Annotated in this window: 22 protein-coding genes; 8 read left to right on the forward strand and 14 right to left on the reverse strand. The window is 64.7% G+C overall.

The genetic code is table 11. From position 1 onward, the window contains the following. The first annotated feature begins 5 nt into the window (after window positions 1–5). Window positions 6–1,496, forward strand: coding sequence for an HWE histidine kinase domain-containing protein (locus AB7Z56_RS34045; RefSeq protein ID WP_063986598.1), 1,491 nt, complete (start codon window positions 6–8; stop codon window positions 1,494–1,496). 88 nt (window positions 1,497–1,584) lie between these two features. On the opposite strand, the gene AB7Z56_RS34050 is transcribed toward AB7Z56_RS34045, so the two are convergent. Then, window positions 1,585–1,890 (reverse strand): hypothetical protein, encoded by a 306-nt coding sequence (locus AB7Z56_RS34050; protein WP_283018511.1) that lies wholly within the window; start codon window positions 1,888–1,890, stop codon window positions 1,585–1,587. 56 nt (window positions 1,891–1,946) lie between these two features. Here AB7Z56_RS34050 and AB7Z56_RS34055 point away from each other — a divergent pair, with 56 nt between their 5' ends. Next, window positions 1,947–2,204, forward strand: coding sequence for a hypothetical protein (locus AB7Z56_RS34055; RefSeq protein ID WP_063984952.1), 258 nt, complete (start codon window positions 1,947–1,949; stop codon window positions 2,202–2,204). Window positions 2,205–2,300: 96 nt separating this feature from the next. Beyond that, on the forward strand, window positions 2,301–2,546 hold the full coding sequence (locus AB7Z56_RS34060) for a hypothetical protein (RefSeq protein ID WP_063984953.1): 246 nt from the start codon (window positions 2,301–2,303) through the stop codon (window positions 2,544–2,546). A gap of 98 nt (window positions 2,547–2,644) precedes the next feature. Here AB7Z56_RS34060 and AB7Z56_RS34065 read toward each other — a convergent pair whose 3' ends face one another. Together AB7Z56_RS34065 and AB7Z56_RS34070 are read right to left on the reverse strand one after the other, a co-directional pair. Continuing rightward, complete coding sequence (locus AB7Z56_RS34065; RefSeq protein ID WP_084795247.1) at window positions 2,645–2,830, reverse strand: hypothetical protein; 186 nt, start codon at window positions 2,828–2,830, stop codon at window positions 2,645–2,647. An 18-nt stretch (window positions 2,831–2,848) separates the two neighbouring features. After that, window positions 2,849–3,070, reverse strand: coding sequence for a hypothetical protein (locus AB7Z56_RS34070; RefSeq protein WP_441256853.1), 222 nt, complete (start codon window positions 3,068–3,070; stop codon window positions 2,849–2,851). Window positions 3,071–3,185: 115 nt separating this feature from the next. On the opposite strand from AB7Z56_RS34070, the gene AB7Z56_RS34075 reads away from it, so the two are divergent. Both AB7Z56_RS34075 and AB7Z56_RS34080 read left to right on the forward strand, forming a co-directional pair. After that, window positions 3,186–3,380: a DUF3072 domain-containing protein gene (locus AB7Z56_RS34075; RefSeq protein ID WP_063984955.1), complete on the forward strand. Its 195-nt coding sequence runs from the start codon at window positions 3,186–3,188 to the stop codon at window positions 3,378–3,380. Between the two features lie 72 nt (window positions 3,381–3,452). After that, window positions 3,453–3,737 (forward strand): DUF6496 domain-containing protein, encoded by a 285-nt coding sequence (locus tag AB7Z56_RS34080; protein ID WP_354123421.1) that lies wholly within the window; start codon window positions 3,453–3,455, stop codon window positions 3,735–3,737. Window positions 3,738–3,749: 12 nt separating this feature from the next. On the opposite strand, the gene AB7Z56_RS34085 is transcribed toward AB7Z56_RS34080, so the two are convergent. Continuing rightward, entirely contained in the window at window positions 3,750–4,112 is a 363-nt protein-coding gene (locus tag AB7Z56_RS34085) for a hypothetical protein (protein WP_028148242.1), read from the reverse strand. Between the two features lie 271 nt (window positions 4,113–4,383). Then, a complete protein-coding gene (locus tag AB7Z56_RS34090; protein ID WP_441256741.1) occupies window positions 4,384–5,919 on the reverse strand; it encodes a Do family serine endopeptidase in 1,536 nt (511 codons plus the stop codon). 194 nt (window positions 5,920–6,113) lie between these two features. Between AB7Z56_RS34090 and AB7Z56_RS34095 the strand changes: the two genes are divergently transcribed. Continuing rightward, the gene (locus AB7Z56_RS34095) at window positions 6,114–6,950 is read left to right on the forward strand and encodes a universal stress protein (protein ID WP_063984958.1); all 837 of its coding nucleotides are present in this window, start codon (window positions 6,114–6,116) and stop codon (window positions 6,948–6,950) included. Between the two features lie 31 nt (window positions 6,951–6,981). On the opposite strand, the gene AB7Z56_RS34100 is transcribed toward AB7Z56_RS34095, so the two are convergent. The 9 genes from AB7Z56_RS34100 to AB7Z56_RS34140 form a co-directional block, all read right to left on the reverse strand. Beyond that, complete coding sequence (locus AB7Z56_RS34100) at window positions 6,982–7,194, reverse strand: hypothetical protein (RefSeq protein WP_028148245.1); 213 nt, start codon at window positions 7,192–7,194, stop codon at window positions 6,982–6,984. Between the two features lie 392 nt (window positions 7,195–7,586). Then, window positions 7,587–8,324 (reverse strand): ribulose-phosphate 3-epimerase, encoded by a 738-nt coding sequence (gene rpe, locus AB7Z56_RS34105; protein ID WP_063984959.1) that lies wholly within the window; start codon window positions 8,322–8,324, stop codon window positions 7,587–7,589. Then, complete coding sequence (cbbX, locus tag AB7Z56_RS34110; RefSeq protein ID WP_063984960.1) at window positions 8,321–9,256, reverse strand: CbbX protein; 936 nt, start codon at window positions 9,254–9,256, stop codon at window positions 8,321–8,323. Before cbbX ends, rpe begins: the two co-directional genes overlap by 4 nt. 98 nt (window positions 9,257–9,354) lie before the next feature. Beyond that, a complete protein-coding gene (locus tag AB7Z56_RS34115; protein WP_063984961.1) occupies window positions 9,355–9,762 on the reverse strand; it encodes a ribulose bisphosphate carboxylase small subunit in 408 nt (135 codons plus the stop codon). An 11-nt stretch (window positions 9,763–9,773) separates the two neighbouring features. Next, window positions 9,774–11,234 carry a form I ribulose bisphosphate carboxylase large subunit gene (locus AB7Z56_RS34120; RefSeq protein ID WP_063984962.1) on the reverse strand — a complete coding sequence of 487 codons (1,461 nt, stop codon included), beginning with the start codon at window positions 11,232–11,234 and terminating at the stop codon, window positions 9,774–9,776. Window positions 11,235–11,265: 31 nt separating this feature from the next. Further along, entirely contained in the window at window positions 11,266–12,351 is a 1,086-nt protein-coding gene (fba, locus tag AB7Z56_RS34125) for a class II fructose-bisphosphate aldolase (RefSeq protein WP_063984963.1), read from the reverse strand. Between the two features lie 14 nt (window positions 12,352–12,365). Further along, window positions 12,366–14,387, reverse strand: a complete 2,022-nt coding sequence (gene tkt, locus AB7Z56_RS34130) for a transketolase (RefSeq protein ID WP_063984964.1) — start codon at window positions 14,385–14,387, stop codon at window positions 12,366–12,368. Between the two features lie 16 nt (window positions 14,388–14,403). After that, window positions 14,404–15,279, reverse strand: a complete 876-nt coding sequence (locus AB7Z56_RS34135; protein WP_063984965.1) for a phosphoribulokinase — start codon at window positions 15,277–15,279, stop codon at window positions 14,404–14,406. Between the two features lie 12 nt (window positions 15,280–15,291). Beyond that, a complete protein-coding gene (locus AB7Z56_RS34140; protein WP_063984966.1) occupies window positions 15,292–16,329 on the reverse strand; it encodes a class 1 fructose-bisphosphatase in 1,038 nt (345 codons plus the stop codon). A gap of 119 nt (window positions 16,330–16,448) precedes the next feature. On the opposite strand from AB7Z56_RS34140, the gene AB7Z56_RS34145 reads away from it, so the two are divergent. Then, window positions 16,449–17,426, forward strand: coding sequence for a LysR family transcriptional regulator (locus AB7Z56_RS34145; protein ID WP_063984967.1), 978 nt, complete (start codon window positions 16,449–16,451; stop codon window positions 17,424–17,426). A gap of 386 nt (window positions 17,427–17,812) precedes the next feature. Further along, entirely contained in the window at window positions 17,813–20,203 is a 2,391-nt protein-coding gene (locus AB7Z56_RS34150) for a TonB-dependent receptor (RefSeq protein ID WP_063984968.1), read from the forward strand. The last annotated feature ends 48 nt before the right edge of the window (window positions 20,204–20,251 follow it).

Genomic DNA, 20,251 nt, shown 5'->3' on the forward strand with positions numbered 1-20,251 from the left:
CGCGAATGGACCACGAAAAGGTCAACATCCTCCTCGTCGACGACCAGCCGGCCAAGCTGCTCGCCTACGAGGTGATCCTGAAGGAACTCGGCGAGAACCTCGTGATCGCATCATCGGGCCGCGAGGCGCTGGAGGTGCTCCTCAAGACCGAGATCGCGGTGATCCTGGTCGACGTCTGCATGCCCGAGCTCGACGGATTCGAGCTGGCCGCGATGATCCGGGAGCATCCGCGCTTCCAGAAGACCGCGATGATCTTCATCTCGGCCATTCAGGTGAGCGACATCGACCGTTTGCGCGGCTACGAGATGGGCGCGGTCGATTACGTGCCGGTGCCTGTGGTGCCGGAGGTGCTGCGCGCCAAGATCAAGGTGTTCGCCGAACTCTACCGCAAGACGCGCGAGCTCGAACGGCTGAACCGGGAGCTCGAGGACCGCGTTCGCGCGCGCACGGCCGAGCTGGAGAATTCCACCGCAAAGCTGCGCGAGAGCGAAGAGCGGCGCAGCATGGCGATTGCCGCCGGCAAGATGGGATCCTGGGACTGGGACTGGGTCAACGGCGACTGGATGTGGGACGAAGGCCAGTACCGCATCTTCGGCGTGACGCCGGAGACCTTCAATGTCACCTCAGCCAATATCCAGGCGCTGCTGCACCCTGATGACGTCGACCAGTTCAGCCAGGCGATTGCCGCGTTCAACACCGGCGCGCACGCCTATGAAGGCGAGTTTCGCGTCAGCCGGCCCGATGGCGAGGTGCGCTGGTGCGTCGGCACGGCGGCCGCGACGGTGGACCAGGGCGGCCGCGTGGTGCGCGTGAGCGGCGTCACCGTGGACATCACCGAACGCAAACGCGCGGAAGAGAGACAAAACCTGCTCGCGCGCGAGGTGGATCATCGCGCCAAGAACGCGCTGGCGCTGGCGCAATCGATCGTGCGCCTCACCCGCGCCGACGAGGTCAAGGCCTACGTCAACGCCGTCGAAGGGCGCATCAACGCGCTGGCGCGCGTGCACACGATCCTGTCGCTGTCGAGCTGGCAGGGCGCCGAACTCTCGAGGCTGATCGACGAGGAACTCGCGCCCTACTCGCTCGGCGGCCAGATCAAGCTGGCCGGTCCGGAAGTTCAGCTGGCGCCGGCGACAGCGCAGACGCTGGCGCTGGCGCTGCATGAGCTCTTCACCAACTCGGCGAAATATGGCGCGCTCTCGACGCGGTCGGGGCGGCTCGCGATCGGCTGGCAAGTCGAGGACGACCACCTCACACTGACCTGGGACGAAACCGGCGGCCCGCTGGTGAGGACGCCGAAATCCCGTGGCTTCGGCACGCGGAGCCTGCTTGCCAGTGTGGAATCGCAACTCGGCGGACAGGCGGAATTCAACTGGCGTGCCGAAGGCCTGTTGTGCCGCCTTGAGGTGCCGCTGACGCGGAAGACCGTAGCGCCGTCGGCCGCGAGCAAGTTCGACGCGGCTCCGTCCGAACCCCTTCAGCAGGCCTCAGGCTAGCGCGTCTGCGAGCGAAGTGGGCTCCGGTTCGCGCGTAAAGACAGGAATCTGGAGCTTCGGCCCTGATTCACTCAGAACCGATCATGCTCTAGCGCGTCGCGGCGACCCTCATGCTCTGCATCGCCTGCGGTTCGTCAGCGACACGTCCTTCCAGCCAGGCTTCCGTTTGCGAAAGCTCGCGCAGCGCCCGCGCGTAACGGCGGGCTGCGCTCCGCTCGGCGCCGCGCGGCAGCTTGCGCGCCTTGCGCAGCATATCCGCAGCCGCGTTGCGATAGGCCAGCGAGCGATAGAGAAAGACGACCTTACCCATATCGAATGTTCCCGTGTTGATGGCATTCATCCTCGCAAGACCGCCATGAACGTCGGATGAAGCGGGGAATGACAAAATCGTCATGACAATGGAACCCGCAATCGTCGTGCGCGTTTTATGCCACACCGCGAGGCGGTTCCATGCGCGGGAAAAAGTCGCCGAGCCTCATCTCTCCGACCGGCGTCATCAAGCTGATGACGCATGCGATGATGGGCGCAGCCCTCGGCCTTGTCTTCGGGCTCGCCCTCGTCCTGTTCAATCCGGCAGTCGCAAATTTGCTGAACCACGGCGGACATTCGGCCGCCATGGTCTTCATCATCACACTGGTGACGACGTTCGCGATCGGGGCGACGCTCACGGGCCTCATGTTCATCCTCGCCGAGGACAAGGAATTTTGAAGCGCGCGTGACGCGCACCGGGCGCTTTCGTTCGGAACTCCTGCGGCAAATGGCAGTTGGCTGCCTGCGTCAATTCAACTCAGGGAGTTCCCGCGCGTGAAAACCACCAAGCTCGCTCTTACCGTGATGTTGGCAACTGGCCTCGCCGCCGCTCCGTTCGCCGTGCAGGCCAAGTCGCATAAGGCCAAGCATGGATCCGCTATGTCCTCGTCGCAGACCACGGGTGCCAACACCAAGTCCTCCAAGGGCGCTGATCCCTCCGGTCAAGGTGGTTCTGGCCCCGGCTCCGACCAAGGCGGCACCATGACGAACAACAAGGGCGGCATGAGCAACACCAAGTGAGCTCCGGCCGACCATCAAAGGCCTCGCGGCGACGCGGGGCCTTTCGCTTTGGAGCTGGAGCTTGGAGCTGGATTGGGAATCCTTCCAGCGTCAGATCGCTAAAGCGGCCGTCCCGCGGCATTCGCCTTCACGAGATGCTCGAGCTGTGCACGTTTGCGTGCGATCAGGAGTTGGGCTGCGGCATCGTCGAGACCCTCGCGCTGCAATTGCCGGATGGCGGAGCCGAGTTCGAGAATTTCGGCGCGCAGCTTTAGAATCCGGTACGTGTCCGGGTCTTCGTCCACCGCACGCTCCCAAAATTCTCAGCGGCGCGCGATCACGCGCAGCGGACTGCCGGATGTCGTTGCAGGACGAAGGCGTACCCGCTCGCGGACGTCAGGCAGGACATCGCCGCCACCGGCCGCCTTCCATTCGCCGATCAGCAGGTTGATTTTCCGGCGCAGATCCATCTGCGTCAGGGCCTTTTCCGTGCAGTCGCGGTCGCGATTGACGAGGTCGCGCACAGACACCTCAATGTCGGCCATCTCAAGCCTCAAGGCGCTGATTTTGCGTCGAATTTCATTAATTCTGTTGTCCATGGCTTGTTAGAACAAAATAAGAACATATAGTCAAGTCAGGATTTGAGAACGGAGAGGCCAGATGCAGGTTCAGGGTAAATACGACGCCAGGGTTTTCCTCGCGGAACAGATGACGAGAGCGCAGGGGCTGAGGCTGAAGCGTCTGAGCGAGGAGGCCTATCAGCCCACCCAATACGATCGGGCTCTGTCCTCGACTGAGGCTGCGCGCCGCATTCGAGCGCTGGAAGACGAGATCGAGTTGGCGAACTCCTTCTGAGGAGCGCGGCCAGCGCATTTGGAACGTAGGGTCAGTGATGCGGTTCTTTCCCGTGGCCAAGGGAGAGAGTCGATGGCACGCAAGGCAAAGAAGCGCCGCTACTCACGCAGCGCCGGCGGTGATGTCGAGCGCGAGATGCGCCGCTATAAGAAGGGCACCGCGAAAAGCGGCCCCGGCGGTCGTGGCGGACGCGTGAAGAGTCGCAAGCAGGCGATCGCAATCGGCCTGTCGGAAGCGCGCGCGAAGGGCAAGAAGGTCCCGAAGAAGGCGTCGAAGCGGAAAACGTCCAAGAAGACAGCCAAGAAGACGGCCAAGACAACGAAGAAGACCGCGAAGCGCAAGTCCAGCAAGCGGTAACGCCGATCCGGGTCAGATCATGCTGCCCGGCATGAAGCAGCGGATCGAAATCCCGAACGCAGTCTTCACCGGCCACACCATGGTGTGGCCAGCCCGGTTTGGCTCGGTGATGACGGCCTCATCAGGCACGTCCACCCACTGCCCGTCGAGCCGCACGCGATAGTGCCCATCGTGCGATTCCCAATCGGGGTCGGATACAGCAAAGCCATCTGCATCCGAGCAGCAGGGCCCGAGATGGCTGCGCAAACTGTCGAACCAGGGTTTTAGCGGCGAGTTGGCGTAGCGGCCATCGTCGCGCCCCAAGGCGCTTCCGGTCGTCAGGACAAGCGGCGCCACAAGCAGCGCACACCTCAGCGAGAGCTTCAATCGATCCATGTCGGCACCGATCAAATGCGAACCACCGGTTCCACAAGAAGGCCGGGCGTTCGAAGTTCCACTCCTGCAATTCGCCTGGGCGTCTTCATTGACGCCAAAGCCCAACACGTGATTCCCAACTGTGACGAGCGAACGCGGCTTTTTCGGACGAACCCGTCATCAACGCTGCCGTTAACGAGAATGTTATCGACACCTGTGGGAATCTTCCAGACGCGCACGAAAAAGGCGGCCCGCAGGCCGCCTTTTGAGTTTGCCGCGGGAAGCGCGAGGCTTAGGCCAGCGGCACCGCGACGAACCGCGTCGCTTCCTGGCTCTTCACCTGCAACAGCACGCTGTTCTTGCCGGATGATTTGGCCTGCGCCAGCTCGGAGCGGACATCACCGACATTGGCAACGGCCTTGCCGCCGACGTTGAGAATGACGTCGCCGGTCTGGATGCCGCGCTGCGCGGCGGGTCCCTGCGGATCGACCTCGGTCACGACGACGCCCTTCTGGCCCGCGCCCTGGACGTCGCCGGCCGGCGCCAGGCTGAGACCGAGGCGCGGCGTGCCGGTGTTCGGCTGCGCCTTGCCCTCGCCGGCCTTGGCCTGCCGCTCGTTCGGCAACTCGCCGAGGGCGAGTGTCACCGTCTTGCTCGCGCCTTTGTGGAAGACGTCGAGCTTCACGGAGGTGCCCGGCGCCAGGGTGGCAATGGTGCGGGCGAGATCGCGGGAGTCCTTGATCGCGGTACCGTTGACGGCGGTAATGACGTCGCCCGCCTCGATGCCGGCCTTCGCCGCGGGGCTGCCGTCCTGCGGATTGTCCACGATCGCGCCGCGCGCCTCCTTGAGGCCGAGGCTGTCGGCGATCTCGGCGCTCACCGGCTGCACCTGCACGCCGAGCCAGCCGCGGGTGACCGAGCCCTTGTCCTTCAGCTGCGCGACGACGAGCTTCGCGGTCGAAGCCGGAATGTCGAAGCCGATACCGACCGAACCGCCGGAGGGCGAGAAGATCGCGGTGTTCACGCCGATCACGTTGCCGTTCATGTCGAAGGCCGGACCGCCGGAATTACCCTTGTTGATCGGCGCGTCGATCTGGATGAAGTCGTCATAGGGACCGTTGCCGATGTCGCGACCATTGGCCGAGACGATGCCGGCGGTCACGGTGCCACCGAGGCCGAAGGGGTTGCCGACCGCGACCACCCAGTCGCCGATGCGCGGCTTCTGGTCGGAGAATTTGACGAACGGAAAGTCCCTCTTGCCATCGACCTTGATCAGCGCGAGATCGGTCTTCGGATCGGTGCCTACCACCTTCGCGGTGTAGCTCGTGCCGTCATCCATAGTCACCTGTACCGACTCGGCGTGATCGACGACGTGGTTGTTGGTCACGGCATAGCCGTCGGCGGAGATGAAGAAGCCGGAACCCTCGCCCGTGATCATCTGGTGGCGCTGGCGCGGCATGCCGTTCATGCCACCCGGGCCGCGGAAGCCGAACTGCCGCGAAAACTGGTCGAACGGCGAATCCTCGTCCGAATCCATCCGGTTCTGTTGCAGCATCGCGCTCTTGTCATTGTCCTGGTCGATCCTGACCCGCACCGAGATGACGGCGGGTTTGACCTTGCTGACGAGATCGCCGAAGCCCGGCGGCGTCGCGGCGGCTTCCGCCGCCTGGGCCGGCCCGATGAAGGAATTCAGACCGAACTGCGAAGAGGCGGGAGAGGCAGCGAGCACGGCCACGCCAAGCGCGGCCGCGGTGCCCAGCAGCGCAAGCCGGCGCGGCTTCAATATCTTGCGGGACGTGGTGGTGTCGGAATTGACGTGATCGTTCATGTCGAAATGTCCATGTTGGGTAAGTCGCCTTGCAACCAACATGGACATCGTCACCTTACGGCGTCCCGTCCGTCCGATTAAATCTTGGCAAAGGTGCCGCGAAAATCAGGGCTGCACATTTGATGCGGCTCAACGCAGGCCCCGTGCGCCGTGATAGACTGCGGCCACTGGATGATGTCCACCGGAGGCGCGCCATGTACAAAGACATTCTCGTCCACATCCCGACCGAGCGCCCGATGAGCGCGGTGATCGACGGCTCGATCTCGCTCGCGGCGAGACTCAACGCACACGTCGACGCGGTCGCCGTCGGGTACGTCGCGAGCAGCACTGCCTACGTCCTGGATGGCGGTGCCGCCGTAGCGGCGGTGTTCGAGATGGAGCGCGAGCGCGCGGTGGAGCGTGCCGAGGCCGCGTTGGCGATATTTCGGAGCGAAGCCACGAACGCCGGCATCTCCTGCACCTGCCACCCGCTCGGCGCAATCCCGGCGGACGCAGCCGGCTCGCTCGGCGAGATGGCGCGGCTCCACGATCTCAGCATCGTGCTGCAGCCCGATCCGGCGCAAGGCTCATTCGACAATGATATGCCCGGCGAGATCCTGTTCCAGGCGGGCGGACCGGTGCTGTTCCTGCCCTACACCTTTCGTGGGTCATTCAGGGCGAACCGGATCGGCATCTGCTGGGATGGCAGCCGCCTCGCCGCCCGCGCGATGCGCGACGCCGCTCCCTTCCTGGCCCGCGCCGAGGAGATCGTGATCATCACGATCAACGAAGCCGACGCCGTTCCCGACGAAGTCTCGGCAAGCCATCTGGCAAGACACCTCGGCCGGCGCGGATTGTCGACCCGCACGGTCAGCCTGTCGGCGGCACGCGCCGACATCCAGCCGACCATCCTGTCGCTGGCCGCCGACGAGAGCCTCGATCTCCTGGTCATGGGCGGCTACGGCCACTCACGATTGCAGGAACGTTTCCTCGGCGGCGTCACCCGCGCCATGCTGGAAGCCATGACGGTCCCGACGCTGATGTCGCATTGATCGAGAGATGATCCGCAACGGACCGACGCCCTCAGGCCGCAGCAGGGGTCTCAAATGGCGCGGTGGCGATGGCGTCGTCCTCGGGTTGCGCATTGCACGCGTCGAAATGCGCCTTCAGCGCAATCTCGGCGAGATATTCGAAATGTTCGGCTTGGCCAAGGAGTTGCCAGTTCTGGAGCGGCCGATAGGCCGCCTGCTGACGACAGAGAGACGCCAGCGCCCGGTAGCGACGTACGTTCTCCATGAGACCCTCCCTCGCATTCACTGAGCTTATTGCCCTGATTTACGTCAGGCCGATGGCGGTTATGCAAAACATTTACTGCGTGCGAGGCGCCCCGCGCAACCTGGGTTAACGTCTGGGAAACGCGCAGGCCTCCATTGGTTCCTATCGGAGAACTCCACGTGGAACTCATTGGCCAGGCGTAGCGCTGGCGCGCGACGGAGATGCCGATCAGATCAAGATACCGTTCGATCGATTCCGGCCACCCGATGAGATTGCCCTGCATTTCTGCGCAGAACTCTCGCGCGAGGAAGGCCCGCTGCGCTGTGCGGCATGCCCTGTAGAACCTCGGACGGGATGGCACGCCATGGCACAACCAGTGCGACGCCGGCGCTGCCACGCCTGTATGCCGTATTCTACCGGGTGAGCGCGGCCTCGCCGGCCCGGATCGTCTGTGCCGAACCATGTTGCAGCTTCGAAACCCGGCCGGCCTCCGCAGCAGCGCGGATGGCGGCGATGTTGCCCGCATAATCGGCGCTGCTCTTGCCGCGGAACACGGCCGATCCTGCCACGAGGGTGTCGGCGCCCGCGGCAGCCACGGCGGCGGCATTGTCGCGCGTGATGCCGCCATCGACCTCGAGCCGGATCGGCCGGTCGCCGATCATGCTTCGAATGCGCCTGATCTTCTCGATCTGGGAGTCGAGGAAGGACTGGCCGCCGAAGCCGGGATTGACCGTCATCACCAGCACGAGGTCGAGACGATCAAGCACGTATTCGATCGCGGCTTCCGGTGTAGCCGGACACAGGCTGACGCCAGCCTTCTTGCCGAGCGCACGGATGGCCTGGAGCGAGCGGTCCAGATGCGGGCCGGCTTCGGCATGGACCGTGATGACGTCGGCGCCTGCCTTTGCGAACGCCTCCAGGTAGGGATCGGTCGGCGCGATCATCAGATGCACGTCAAAGATCTTCGCCGTCGCCGGTCGGATCGCCTTGATGACGTCGGCGCCGAAGCTGATGTTCGGCACGAAGTGCCCGTCCATGACGTCGCAGTGGATCCAGTCGGCGCCGGCAGCATCAATAGCCCTAATCTCCTCGCCGAGGCGCGCGAAATCGGCGGCCAGGATCGAAGGCGCGATGAGGATTTCTCTCGTCATGGCTTCGCACTCCTCTGCGCGTCCGCACCACCGCTGAAAACGCGACTCGCAAGGACATCCGTCGGATCGATCGTTTCGAGATCGGCGACATCGAGCATGCGGTCGAGATCGGAGACGAGGCGATCGGCCTGCCGCAGGCGGATGCGATCGACCGCGTTGCGGATCGAGCGCGCATTGGAGAAGAACGGCTGGGTCCGGCGCAGCGCGATGTATTTTTCAAAGGCCCCGCGCGCCGCCGCCGAGAAGCGGTATCCACGCTCCTTCAGCATCAGCTCGGCGATGACGAGAAGCTCGGCTTCCGCATAGTCCGGGAAGTCGATGTGATGGGCGATGCGCGAACGGAAGCCCGGGTTGGAGGCAAAGAAGCTCGTCATCCGCTCGCCATAGCCGGCGAGGATCACGACGAGGTCCTCGCGCTGGTTCTCCATCACCTGGAGCAGAATCTCGATCGCCTCCTGGCCGTAATCTCGCTCGTTGTCAGGCCGGTGCAGATAATAGGCCTCGTCGATGAACAACACGCCGCCCATCGCCTTCTTCAAGATCTCCTTCGTCTTCGGCGCGGTATGGCCGATATACTGGCCGACGAGATCGTCGCGCGTCACCGAGATCACCTGCCCGCGCCGCACGAAACCGAGACCGTGCAGGATCTTTGCCATGCGCAGCGCCACCGTGGTCTTGCCCGTGCCCGGATTACCGGTGAACGACATGTGCAGTGTCGGTGGCGACGATGCCAGTCCCGCACGCTGGCGGATGCGCTCGATCAGCAGCAGTGACGCGATCTGGCGCACGCGGTTCTTGACCGGCCGGAGGCCGATCAGCTCCTGCTCGAGCTGTTGCAGCGTGTCGGTGATCCCGGCCGCCTCGGCCTCCTTGCGGAGATCGAAACTGGTCTCGCTGGTTTCAGCGGTCGTCGCATGAGGGACATCAAGCATCGGCACCTCGAAGAAAAGAGCTTCGCCGCGGGGGGAGCGGCGAAGCAGTGGTCCGCCAAGGAAACGGAGCAGGGAGTGCTCCGCGCGGAGAGGAGTAACTAGGTCGACGCGTGCGCGGCCGGCCGGCGCACGGTGGTGTAGCGGATCGCACGTCCGCCCACCTCCTGCCGCACCAGGTCGAACTCGGCTTCCTGCGGCGGGCGGTTGACGAGGAACGAGATCCGCACCGATTCCCAGCCATGGCTGGAGTCGAATCCACTGATGCGGATGTAGCGGTCGCCGTAAACCCTGCGGCATTCGGCGAGCTCCATCATCACGCCGGCGGCGTCCTGGAGGTCGAACATCGGCAGGCCCCACATCTCCCAATAGGTGTTGCGGGGATGCGGATCGTCGGTGAACTCGATATTCACCGCCCAGCCATTGGCCAGGCAATACTGCACCTGCTTGGTGATCTGGTCGTCGGTCAGATCAGGCAGGAACGAGAAGCAGCCCTGGGTCAGTTTCATGTCAAAACTCCTCAAACGGTTTCGAGCGCGGTCGGCACGAAGTCCGGCGTATCAGTGGATTGATAGTTGAAGCTGACGTCCTTCCAGACCTCGAGCGCGGCCTTTAGCGGGGTGCAGGTCTCGGCCGCCCTCGCCAGGATCTCGGGACCTTCATGGACGTAGTCGCGCCCCTCGTTGCGGGCGAGGATCATCGCCTCGAGCGCCACGCGGTTGGCGATCGCGCCAGCCGCAATGCCCATGGGATGGCCGATGGTGCCGCCGCCGAATTGCAGCACGACGTCCTCGCCTAGGAGATCGAGCAGCTGGTGCATCTGGCCGGCATGGATGCCGCCGGAGGCGACCGGCATCATCTTGTTCAGGCTCGCCCAGGACTGGTCGAAGAACAGGCCATGCTCGAGCTTGGTCGGGTTGAAGTCTTCGCGGCAGACATCGTAATAGCCGCGCGTGGTGTTGGGATCGCCTTCGAGCTTGCCGACCACCGTGCCGGCGTGGATGTGGTCGACGCCGGCGAGCCGCATCCACTTCGCGATGACGCGGAACGACACGCCGTGGCTCTTCTGCCGCGTATAGGTCGAGTGACCGGCGCGATGCAGATGCAGGATCATGTCGTTGCGCCGTGCCCATTTCGCCATGGACTGGATCGCGGTGTAGCCGATCACGAGATCGATCATGACGATGCACGACCCGAGCTCTTTGGCGAACTCTGCGCGCTCGTACATGTCCTCCATCGTCCCCGCGGTGATGTTTAGGTACGTGCCCTTGACCTCGCCGGACGCCGCCTGCGCGCGATTCACGGCCTCCATGCAATAGAGGAAGCGGTCACGCCAATGCATGAAGGGCTGCGAGTTGATGTTCTCGTCGTCCTTGGTGAAGTCGAGCCCGCCCTTGAGCGCCTCGTAGACCACGCGGCCATAGTTGCGCCCGGACAAGCCGAGCTTCGGCTTCACCGTCGCGCCCAGCAGCGGCCGGCCGAACTTGTCGAGCCGCTCACGCTCGACCACGATGCCGGTCGCCGGCCCCTGGAACGTCTTCACATAGGCGACCGGGAAGCGCATGTCCTCCAGACGCAGCGCCTTCAGCGGCTTGAAGCCGAACACGTTGCCGATGATCGAGGCCGACAGGTTGGCGATCGAACCCGGCTCGAACAGGTCGAGGTCGTAGGCGATGTAGGCGAAGTACGAGCCCGGCGTGCCGGGCACCGGATCGACACGGTAGCACTTTGCGCGATACTTCTCCGCAGCGGTCAGGCGATCGGTCCACACCACCGTCCAGGTCGCGGTCGAGGATTCGCCGGCAACCGCCGCTGACGCCTCGATGGGGTCCACGCCCTCCTGCGGCGTCACGCGGAACAGCGCGATGACATCGGTGTCCTTCGGCGTGTAGTCGGGCTCCCAATAGCCCATGCGCGCGTATTCCATCGTGCCCGATCGATAGCGCTCTTTGCCCCGGACGGTTCCTGCGTGTGCATTCATGGCTCTCTCCTGCTCTTCTCTCTCTGAATGATTAGGCGGCGACCGACTCGCGGGCGCCGATGCGCGGGTCGAGCTCGCCGGCGCGATAGCGCCGCGCCATCTCGCTCAAGGGAATGACCTTGATCTTGCTGGCGTGGCCCGCGGTGCCGAACTGCTCGAAGCGATCGCGGCAGAGCTCGCGCATCGCATCCATCGCAGGCTTGAGGAATTTGCGCGGATCGAACTCCGAGCGCGTTTGCGCGGCGACCTTGCGGAACACCGCGGTCATCGCGAGGCGACAGTCGGTGTCGATGTTGACCTTTCGCACACCGCTCTTGATGCCGCGGACGATCTCCTCCACCGGCACGCCCCAGGTCTGCGGCATCTCGCCGCCGAACTGATTGAACATGTCCTGGAGCGGCTGCGGCACCGAGGAGGAGCCGTGCATCACGAGATGCGTATTCGGCAGGCGGCGGTGAATCTCCTCGACCACCCGCATCGCCAGGATGTCGCCATCAGGCTTGCGGCTGAACTTGTAGGCGCCGTGGGACGTGCCCATCGCGATCGCGAGCGCATCGACCTTGGTGGCGCGGACGAAGTCGACGGCTTGGTCGGGATCGGTGAGGAGCTGGTCGTGGCTGACCTTGCCCTCGACGCCGTGGCCGTCCTCCTGCTCGCCGCCGCCATGCTCGAGCGAGCCGAGCACGCCGAGCTCGCCTTCGACGGAGGCGCCCACCCAATGCGCGAGATCGACGACGCGGCGGGTGATGTCGACATTGTAGTCGTAATCGGCGGCGGTCTTGGCGTCGGCCTTGAGCGAGCCGTCCATCATGACGGAGGTGAAGCCGTGGGCGATGGCGGAGGCGCAGGTCGCCTCGTCATTGCCGTGGTCCTGGTGCATGCAGAGCGGAATGTCCGGATAGGTCCGCTCCAGCGCGTCGATCATGTGCGAGAGCATGAGATCGCCGGCATAGCTGCGCGCGCCGCGCGAGGCCTGGATGATCACGGGCGCATCGACCTCGGCCGCGGCCTGCATGATCGCAATACCCTGCTCCATGTTGTTGATGTTGAACGCCGGCACCGCGTAGCCGTGGTTGGCGGCGTGATCGAGCAGCTGACGAAGGGTGATACGGGCCACGAAAGTTCCTCCTGTTATGGCTTGCCGGCGCGGGTGATCGTCCGCCGGGCGGCTTCGGCAACGCTTTGCGGCGTGATGCCGAATTCGCGGTAGAGCACGGGCGCCGGCGCAGAGGCGCCGAAGCCGCGCATGCCGACGAACTCGCCGTCAGTGCCGATCCAGCGATGCCAATCGCCGGCGACTGCGGCCTCGATGCCGACGCGCGGGGCAGTGCCGAGCACACAGGCGCGGTAGTCCTCCGGCTGCTCCTCGAACAGCGCGAAGCATGGCGCGGAGACCACGGCGGCGCGGATATGTTCCGTCGCGAGCAGGCGAGCGGCTTCCAGCGCGATCGAGACTTCGGAGCCGGTCGCCATCAACGTGACGTCGCGACCGCCGTCCGGCGAGACGATGAGGTAGGCGCCGCGCGCGACACGGTTCCTGCCGCGCACGTCGCTGCGGAATGTCGGCAGCGCCTGACGCGACAGACACAGCACGGAGGGGCGATCTTCCGCCTCGAGCGCGCAGTCCCAGGCTTCCAGCGTCTCGACCGCGTCGGCGGGGCGGAACACCAGAAGATTCGGGATGACGCGCAGCGCCGCGAGATGCTCGACGGGCTGATGCGTGGGACCGTCCTCGCCAAGACCGATGGAGTCGTGGGTCATCACATGGATGACGCGCAGCCGCATCAGGGCCGCAAGACGGATCGCCGGCCGGCTGTAGTCGGAGAAGGCGAGAAAGGTGCCGCCATAGGGGATGAATCCGCCATGCAACGCGAGGCCATTCATCGCGGCGGCCATGCCGTGCTCGCGGATGCCGTAGTGGATGTAGCCGCCGGCGAACGCCCCACGCGTCACCGGAGTCTGCGCTTTGGCGTGCGTGAGGTTCGAATGCGTCAGGTCCGCCGAGCCGCCGACCAGTCCGGGAATTGTCCCGGCAATGCCGTCGAGCACCTGTTGCGAGGCTTGCCGCGTCGCCAGCTTCGGACGCTCGCTGGCAAAGCGCTCGCGCAATTTCGCCGAGGCCTGGGCATAGGCCTCCGGCAGGGCAACGGCCTTGCCCTCGATGAACAGCTCGCGCTGCGCGGCCGTCGCGCATTCGTAGCGGTCGAGCCAGGCAAGACGCTCGACCTGCCCGCGCTGTCCGATCATCCGCCATGCCTTGAGGATCGGGATCGGGACCACGAAAGGCTGATAGTCCCAGCCGAGCGTCCGCCGCGCCGCCGCTGTTTGCTCGGTGCCGAGCGGCGCACCATGCGCCTTCTCGGTGCCCTGACGGTCCGGCGCGCCATAGCCGATGATGGTACGGCAGGCGATCAGCGACGGTCTTGTGCTCTCACGCTCTTCGGCAATCGCCTGCGCAACCGCTTCGGGGTCATGGCCGTCGACACGGCGGACCGACCAGCCGGACGCCGCAAAGCGCGCGAGCTGATCATCGGAAGTGGCCAGCGAGGTCGGCCCGTCGATGGAGATGCCGTTGTCGTCGAACAGCACAATCAAACGGCCGAGCTGGAGATGACCGGCGAGCGAGATCGCCTCCTGGCTGATGCCTTCCATCAGGCAGCCGTCGCCCGCGATCACATAGGTGAAGTGATCGACCAGGCCGTCGCCGTGCCGTGCATTGGCCATGCGCTCGGCGAGCGCCATGCCGACAGCGGTCGCAATCCCCTGCCCCAGCGGCCCGGTCGTGGTCTCGACACCCGGCGTGTGGCCGTATTCCGGATGCCCCGGCGTCTTCGAGCCCCACTGCCGGAACGCCTTGATGTCGTCCAGGCTGACGTCGCCGCCGGTGAGATGCAGCAGCGCATAGAGCAGCATCGAACCGTGGCCCGCCGACAGCACGAAGCGGTCGCGATCCGGCCAATTCGGGTGAGCCGAGTCGAATTTCAGGAACCGCGAGAACAGCACGGTTGCGACGTCGGCCATGCCCATGGGCAGGCCGGGATGGCCGGACTGCGAGGTCTCGATCGCATCGACCGCGAGGAAGCGGACGGCATTGGCGAGATCGTTGTGCGCGACTGCCGTGATGTCGGCTTCAGCGTGGACGGAGATGTTCATCGGATTCTCTCCCTGTTCACTTCAGATTTCGCTTGCGCTCGATCAGCTGCATGATCAGCGGCGTCAGGATCAGCTGCATCGCCAGATCGAGCTTCGCGCCTGGACACACGATGGAGTTCGCGCGGGACATCCAGCTGTGGGGAAGCATCGACAGCAGATAGGGGAAGTCGATGCCGCGCGGATTCTTGAAGCGGATCACGACCATCGATTCGTCCGGCGTCGGGATCCAGCGCGCGATGAACGGATTGGAGGTGTCCACCGTCGGCACGCGCTGGAAGTTGATGTCGGTCTCGGTGAATTGCGGGCAGATGTAGTGGATGTAGTCGGGCATCCGCCGCAGGATGGTGTCGGTGACGGCCTCGGTCGAATAGCCGCGGGCGCTGCGGTCGCGGTGCAGCTTCTGGATCCATTCGAGATTGATGACCGGCACGACGCCGATCTTGAGATCGGCGTAGCGCGCGACATTGACCTTGTCGGTGACGACGGCGCCGTGCAGGCCCTCGTAGAACAACAGGTCCGAATTTTCCGGCAGCCGCTCCCACTCGGTGAAGGTCCCGGGCGCCGTACCATGCAGTGCGGACTCCTCGGCATCATGGACATAGTGCCGCGTCGTCGCGGTGCCGGTCTCGCCATAGTCGCGGAAGGCACGCTCCAGCTCCTCGAACAGGTTGGTCTCGGGGCTGAAATGGCTGAAATGCTTGTTGCCGCGTTCGGCCTCCTGCGCCATCTGCGTGCGCATCTCGGCACGATCATAGCGATGGAAGGCGTCGCCCTCGATGTAGACGGCGTTGACCTTCTCGCGGAAGAAGATCTGCTCGAACGTCTTCTTGACCGAGGTGGTGCCGGCGCCGGAGGAGCCGGTGATGGAGATGATCGGATGCTTCCTGGACATGGGTCGCCTCGCTCACAGCCGGAAGAAGCCGCGCCGCGCGAACAGCGGTGCGGAGATGCTGGCGACCAGCAGCGGATCGCAATGCAGTTCCTCGACGCGCTGCACCTCGTTGCTCGAGCCCATGATCAGCGGCACGCGCTGGTGCAGGCTCTGCGCCGATAGCTCGAGGATGCGCTCGCGCCCGGTCGTGGCGGAGCCGCCGGCCTGTTCGATGATCATGGCCATCGGGTGCGCCTCGTAGGTGAGGCGCAAGCGGCCGTCGCCATAGCCGGGGCGCGCGTCCGAGGGATAGAGGAACACGCCGCCGCGGGTGAGTATTCGGTAGGCCTCCGCAACCAGCGAGCCGATCCAGCGCATGTTGAAATTGTGGTTGGCGGGCCCTTCGACGCCGGCAAGACATTCGTCGACGAAGGCGCGGACCGGCGTATCCCAGTGGCGGCGGTTCGACGCATTGATCGCGAATTCTTCGCACGTCTCGGAGATCTGCACGGCGCTGCGCGCGAGGCGGAAGCAGCCCGCCCTGCGGTCGAGCGTGAAGATGTCGACGCCGTCGCCGAGCGTCAGCACCAGTGAGGTCTGCGGCCCATAGGTGACGAACCCCGCGGCAAGCTGCGCCGAGCCGCGCTGATGGAAGGCGAGAGCCAGGTCATCCGGGGCAGGCAGGATCGAGAAGATCGTGCCGACGGTCATGTTGATGTCGATGTTGGAGGAGCCGTCGAGCGGATCGATCGCGACGCAGATTTTTGCCTCGCGGTCGCCGATTTGCGGCTCGCGCATCTCCTCCGACGCGAGCGCCGCGATCGGCAGTCTGCTGAGACAGCGGCGCAGGATCGCATCGGCCTGGAGGTCGAGGTCGCGCTGGAGATCGCCGTCGCTGTTGCGGCCGGTGGTCAGGCCCGATGCGTCCGCGGAATCGCCGGTGGCGATGAGGTCGGCGATCTCGATCGCCGCCGCCGCGATGGCATCGACTGCGGCTGCCACGGCCAGCGCATGCGGCGCCGTCTCGGAATACCGTTGAAGGTGGTCGTCCAACCTGAGTTGCCCGGTCATCTGCGTCCATCCCCTTGCGGGCGCCGCTTCCAGTTCCCTCCCCGCTGGAGGTCGGTGCGGTCGGTCCCAACACGAGGAGATTGACAGGGGCGGCTTAATAAGGAAAATTTCTATTCATAATGAGTGCCAAAGAATTTTCTTATAATGGCCCCGGCCACGCAGCGGCCCAGCTCCGGCATCTGACGATCCGGCAGCTGCGCTCGCTTGCGGCGCTCTCGGCGAAGGGCAGCGTCACTGCGGCCTCGAGCCAGCTCGGCCTGACCCAGCCAGCCGTCACCCAGCAGCTCCGGCAGCTCCAGGACCTCGCCGGCCTGCCGCTGGTGCAGCGGACCGGCGACGGCATGCTGCTGACGGAGGCAGGCAAGGAGGTGCTGACGCTCGCCGAACGCGTCGAGGCCGCGATCATGGACTGCCAGGGCGCGCTCGATCTGCTCGCTGGACGGACCGGCGGCACGGTGCATCTCGGCGCGGTCTCGACCGCGAAATACTTCGTGCCGCATGCGATCGCGGCGTTCTCGAAGCGGCATCCGAAGATCGAGATCAAGCTCACGATCGGCAATCGCGAGGAGATCCGCGAGGCCATGCACGGCTACGATCTCGATTTCGCCGTGATGGGTCGGCCACCGGCCGACGTCAGCGTCGACGTGCGTCAGCTCGGGCGCAATCCGCACATCATCGTCGCGCGCAAGGGGCACTGGCTGGGGAAGGATTCCGGCCTCAACCTGACCGACCTCGTGCACGAGACCTTCCTCACCCGCGAGCCGGGATCAGGGACGCGCACGCTGATGGAAGGCATGTTCCAGAGATCGGATCTCGAGCCGATCATCGGCATGGAGATGAGCAGCAACGAGACCATCAAGCAGGCCGTCATCGCCGGGCTCGGCATCGCCTTCATCTCGGCCCACACGGTGGCGCATGAGCTCGCCGAAGGTCGTCTCATCGTGCTCGATGTCGCGGGCCTTCCGATCGTCCGGCAATGGTACGTGATCCGCCGCAGCGACAAGGTGCTGCTGCCACCGGCGCAGGCGATGTTCGATTTCCTGGGCTCCGAGGGCTCGAACTATTTGCCCGACGTGCCCGAGTTCGGCGGGCAATAGCCTGCCGATACTCACCCCATCAGCTTCATCGCGATCGTCGCGGCCAGAACGACGATGATCTGGAGCAGACGCTCCGTCGTGAAGATGCGGTTGAAGGTGGTCATCGCTTGGCCCGGCCGACGTAGGAGATCTCGATCGGCGTGTTGCTAGCACACGCGGGCGCCGAGATAACTCCGTAGTCGCCACGGATCCTGCCGGTGCGCCGAAACATGTGATCGCCTGGAACCCGACAAGTTTCGAACGATTCAAATCATCCTGCGCGGAATGGCCGCGCGGTCACTTTGTTCATGCACACAGTGACTTCGCGTGCACGGATGCGCCTTGCCCCGCATCCGGCCGTGCAATGGGGAATCCGGGCGAGTTTTGAAAGAGTCGGGGAGGGCGCGATGAGCCACATCGCCGCCGCGGGAGAGCTTTTGTCTGCCGCAAGCTACATGTCCAAGCGCAATTTTTCGGGTATCGGAGGCGTGTTGACCGCGCTGATGACGTCAGCTGCGTTCTTCGCCAGTCCGCAGGCCTTTGCGCAATCCACGCCCGCGCAAGGCGTGACGATTCCATCCGTCACCGTGACCGCGCCGGACGCACAGCGCCGTACCAATCCCGCTTCGGCCGCACGCCGGTCGAGCGGCACGCGGAGCCGCCGGACGCAAACGGCACGGCGGCCGGGGACGACCGCCGCGCCACAACCCTTCCTGCCATCGCAGGACGCGCGCACCGGCACCGTCGGCTATTTCGCCAACAGCACCTCCGTCGCCACCAAGTCGAACACGCCCATCGTCAACATCCCGCAATCGCTTTCCGTCATCACCCAGCAGCAAATCCGCGACCAGAATTATCAGGGCTTGACCGATGTCACGCGCTACGTCCCGAGCGTCGCCGTCCACCAGGGCGAAGGCAATCGCGACGAGCTCGTCATCCGCGGCGTCGATTCCAGCGCCAACTTCTTCGTCAACGGCTTTCGTGACGACGTGCAATATTTCCGCGACCTGTACAACGCGCAAAGCATCGAGGTGCTGAAGGGCCCGAGCGCCCTGACCTTCGGCCGCGGCGCCGGCGGCGGCGTGCTCAACCGCACCCTCAAGGAGGCCGATGGCACCCGCATCTACCAGGCGACGGGGCAAACGGGCTCGTGGGGCGACCGGCGCGTCACGCTCGACGCGGGCCAAGCCGTCAACGACAACGTGGCGGCACGGCTGAACGTGTTCTACGAGGGCAGCGATGCCTTCCGCGACTTCAATCATCTCGAGCGCTACGGCATCAACCCGACCGTCACGCTGAAGCCCGACGACTTCACCAAGATCAAGCTGTCCTACGAATATTACCACGACGGCCGCACCGCCGATCGCGGCAATCCCTCGCAGGGCCTTCCCGGCGGCGTCACGCGATTCAATCCGACGACACCGTTCGCGCCGAACGGCAATCTTCAGACCTTCTTCGGCAGCCCCAGCCTCAACACCGCGCAGGCGACCGTGCAGACCGGCATGGCGATCATCGAGCACGACTTCCAGAACGGACTGTCGGTGCGCAACGGCACGATGGCGGCCGACTACCAGAAGTTCTACCAGAACGTCTATCCCACCGGCGGGCCGCTCGCCGGTGCCGTCAACGCAGCCGACACCGCGGTCAACCTTGGCGCCTATCAGCACACGACCAACCGCGACAACGTCTTCAACCAGACCGACTTCACCTACAAGGGCTGGACTGGGCCGATCGCGCACACGGTGGGCTTCGGCACCGAGTTCGGCCGCCAGACCGGTGTCGACATCCGCAACACCGGCGTCTTCCCGAACGGCACCAACACCATCGTGCAGAACCCGTTCGCTCCGACCTATTTCGGACCGGTCACCTTCGTCCACCACTTCACCGGCACCAACACCGATGGCGTCACGACACCGGATTCGAACAGTAAATATGCGCTCAACGTCGAGTCCGGTTACCTGCGCGACACCATCGAATTCTCACGCGCGCTCCAGCTCATCGTGGGCACGCGGTTCGACCGCCTCGAGATGTCGGCGCTGGACATGAACACCAACCTCAACCGCAACCGCACCGACAATCTGGTGTCGCCGCAAGCGGCCGTCCTCCTCAAGCCGATGGAGACGATGTCGGTCTACACCGCCTACAGCATCTCCTATTTGCCCGCGTCCGGCGACCAGTTCTCCTCGCTCAACGACGGCACGCTGATCCTCCAGCCGCAGAAGTTCGAGAACACCGAGGTCGGCATGAAGTGGAACATCAATCCGAGGCTGCTGTTCTCGACCGCGATCTACAACCTCAACCGCACCAACCAGCCGATCGCGGACGGCAACAATCCCGGCTTCTTCCTGCCCTCCGGCAGCACGCTGACGCGCGGCTTCGAGGCGAGCCTCGTCGGCTACGTCACCGAGCAATGGCAGTCCACGCTCGGTTATGCCTATACCGATGCGAAGATCACCAGCGCGACGTCGGCGACCGTGGTGCCGGGCAATCGCGTGCAGCTGGTGCCGTACAATCAGTTCGCCTGGTGGAACAAGTACCAGTTCACGCCGATGTGGGCGGCCGCGCTCGGCATCATCTATTTCGGCGATTCCTTTGCATCGTCGGATGACACGGTGAGACTGCCGAGCTTCGTGCGCTTCGATGCCGGCGTCTACGCCACGATCGATGCCAACTGGCGAGCGCAGCTCACGGTCGAGAACATCTTCAACCGCGGCTATTGGGCGTCCGCCGACGGCAACAACAACATCTCGCCCGGCCAGGGCCGCACCGTGAGGGTCCAGGCGAGCTACCGGTTCTGACGGCTATGGCGCGAACGTCTGCGTCCCATCGCGTGTCGTTCGCGCCGT

The sequence above is a fragment of the Bradyrhizobium sp. 482_C4_N1_8 genome, assembly GCF_052075965.1.
In the GTDB taxonomy this organism is placed as follows: Bacteria; Pseudomonadota; Alphaproteobacteria; order Rhizobiales; family Xanthobacteraceae; genus Bradyrhizobium; species Bradyrhizobium barranii.

Excerpts from the sequence above, each read along its gene's own strand:
- tkt (WP_063984964.1), bottom strand. The coding sequence starts at position 14,387 with ATGAACATCTCCGTCCACGCTGAAGCCGACATCACGGCAGTCGCGCAC.
- cbbX (WP_063984960.1), bottom strand. The coding sequence starts at position 9,256 with ATGCTTGATGTCCCTCATGCGACGACCGCTGAAACCAGCGAGACCAGT.
- AB7Z56_RS34055 (WP_063984952.1), top strand. The coding sequence starts at position 1,947 with ATGCGCGGGAAAAAGTCGCCGAGCCTCATCTCTCCGACCGGCGTCATC.
- AB7Z56_RS34150 (WP_063984968.1), top strand. The coding sequence starts at position 17,813 with ATGAGCCACATCGCCGCCGCGGGAGAGCTTTTGTCTGCCGCAAGCTAC.
- AB7Z56_RS34080 (WP_354123421.1), top strand. The coding sequence starts at position 3,453 with ATGGCACGCAAGGCAAAGAAGCGCCGCTACTCACGCAGCGCCGGCGGT.
- AB7Z56_RS34095 (WP_063984958.1), top strand. The coding sequence starts at position 6,114 with ATGTACAAAGACATTCTCGTCCACATCCCGACCGAGCGCCCGATGAGC.
- AB7Z56_RS34085 (WP_028148242.1), bottom strand. The coding sequence starts at position 4,112 with ATGGATCGATTGAAGCTCTCGCTGAGGTGTGCGCTGCTTGTGGCGCCG.
- AB7Z56_RS34145 (WP_063984967.1), top strand. The coding sequence starts at position 16,449 with ATGAGTGCCAAAGAATTTTCTTATAATGGCCCCGGCCACGCAGCGGCC.
- AB7Z56_RS34140 (WP_063984966.1), bottom strand. The coding sequence starts at position 16,329 with ATGACCGGGCAACTCAGGTTGGACGACCACCTTCAACGGTATTCCGAG.
- AB7Z56_RS34090 (WP_441256741.1), bottom strand. The coding sequence starts at position 5,919 with ATGAACGATCACGTCAATTCCGACACCACCACGTCCCGCAAGATATTG.
- AB7Z56_RS34115 (WP_063984961.1), bottom strand. The coding sequence starts at position 9,762 with ATGAAACTGACCCAGGGCTGCTTCTCGTTCCTGCCTGATCTGACCGAC.
- rpe (WP_063984959.1), bottom strand. The coding sequence starts at position 8,324 with ATGACGAGAGAAATCCTCATCGCGCCTTCGATCCTGGCCGCCGATTTC.
- AB7Z56_RS34120 (WP_063984962.1), bottom strand. The coding sequence starts at position 11,234 with ATGAATGCACACGCAGGAACCGTCCGGGGCAAAGAGCGCTATCGATCG.
- AB7Z56_RS34135 (WP_063984965.1), bottom strand. The coding sequence starts at position 15,279 with ATGTCCAGGAAGCATCCGATCATCTCCATCACCGGCTCCTCCGGCGCC.
- AB7Z56_RS34050 (WP_283018511.1), bottom strand. The coding sequence starts at position 1,890 with ATGACGATTTTGTCATTCCCCGCTTCATCCGACGTTCATGGCGGTCTT.
- AB7Z56_RS34075 (WP_063984955.1), top strand. The coding sequence starts at position 3,186 with ATGCAGGTTCAGGGTAAATACGACGCCAGGGTTTTCCTCGCGGAACAG.
- AB7Z56_RS34100 (WP_028148245.1), bottom strand. The coding sequence starts at position 7,194 with ATGGAGAACGTACGTCGCTACCGGGCGCTGGCGTCTCTCTGTCGTCAG.
- AB7Z56_RS34045 (WP_063986598.1), top strand. The coding sequence starts at position 6 with ATGGACCACGAAAAGGTCAACATCCTCCTCGTCGACGACCAGCCGGCC.
- AB7Z56_RS34070 (WP_441256853.1), bottom strand. The coding sequence starts at position 3,070 with ATGGCCGACATTGAGGTGTCTGTGCGCGACCTCGTCAATCGCGACCGC.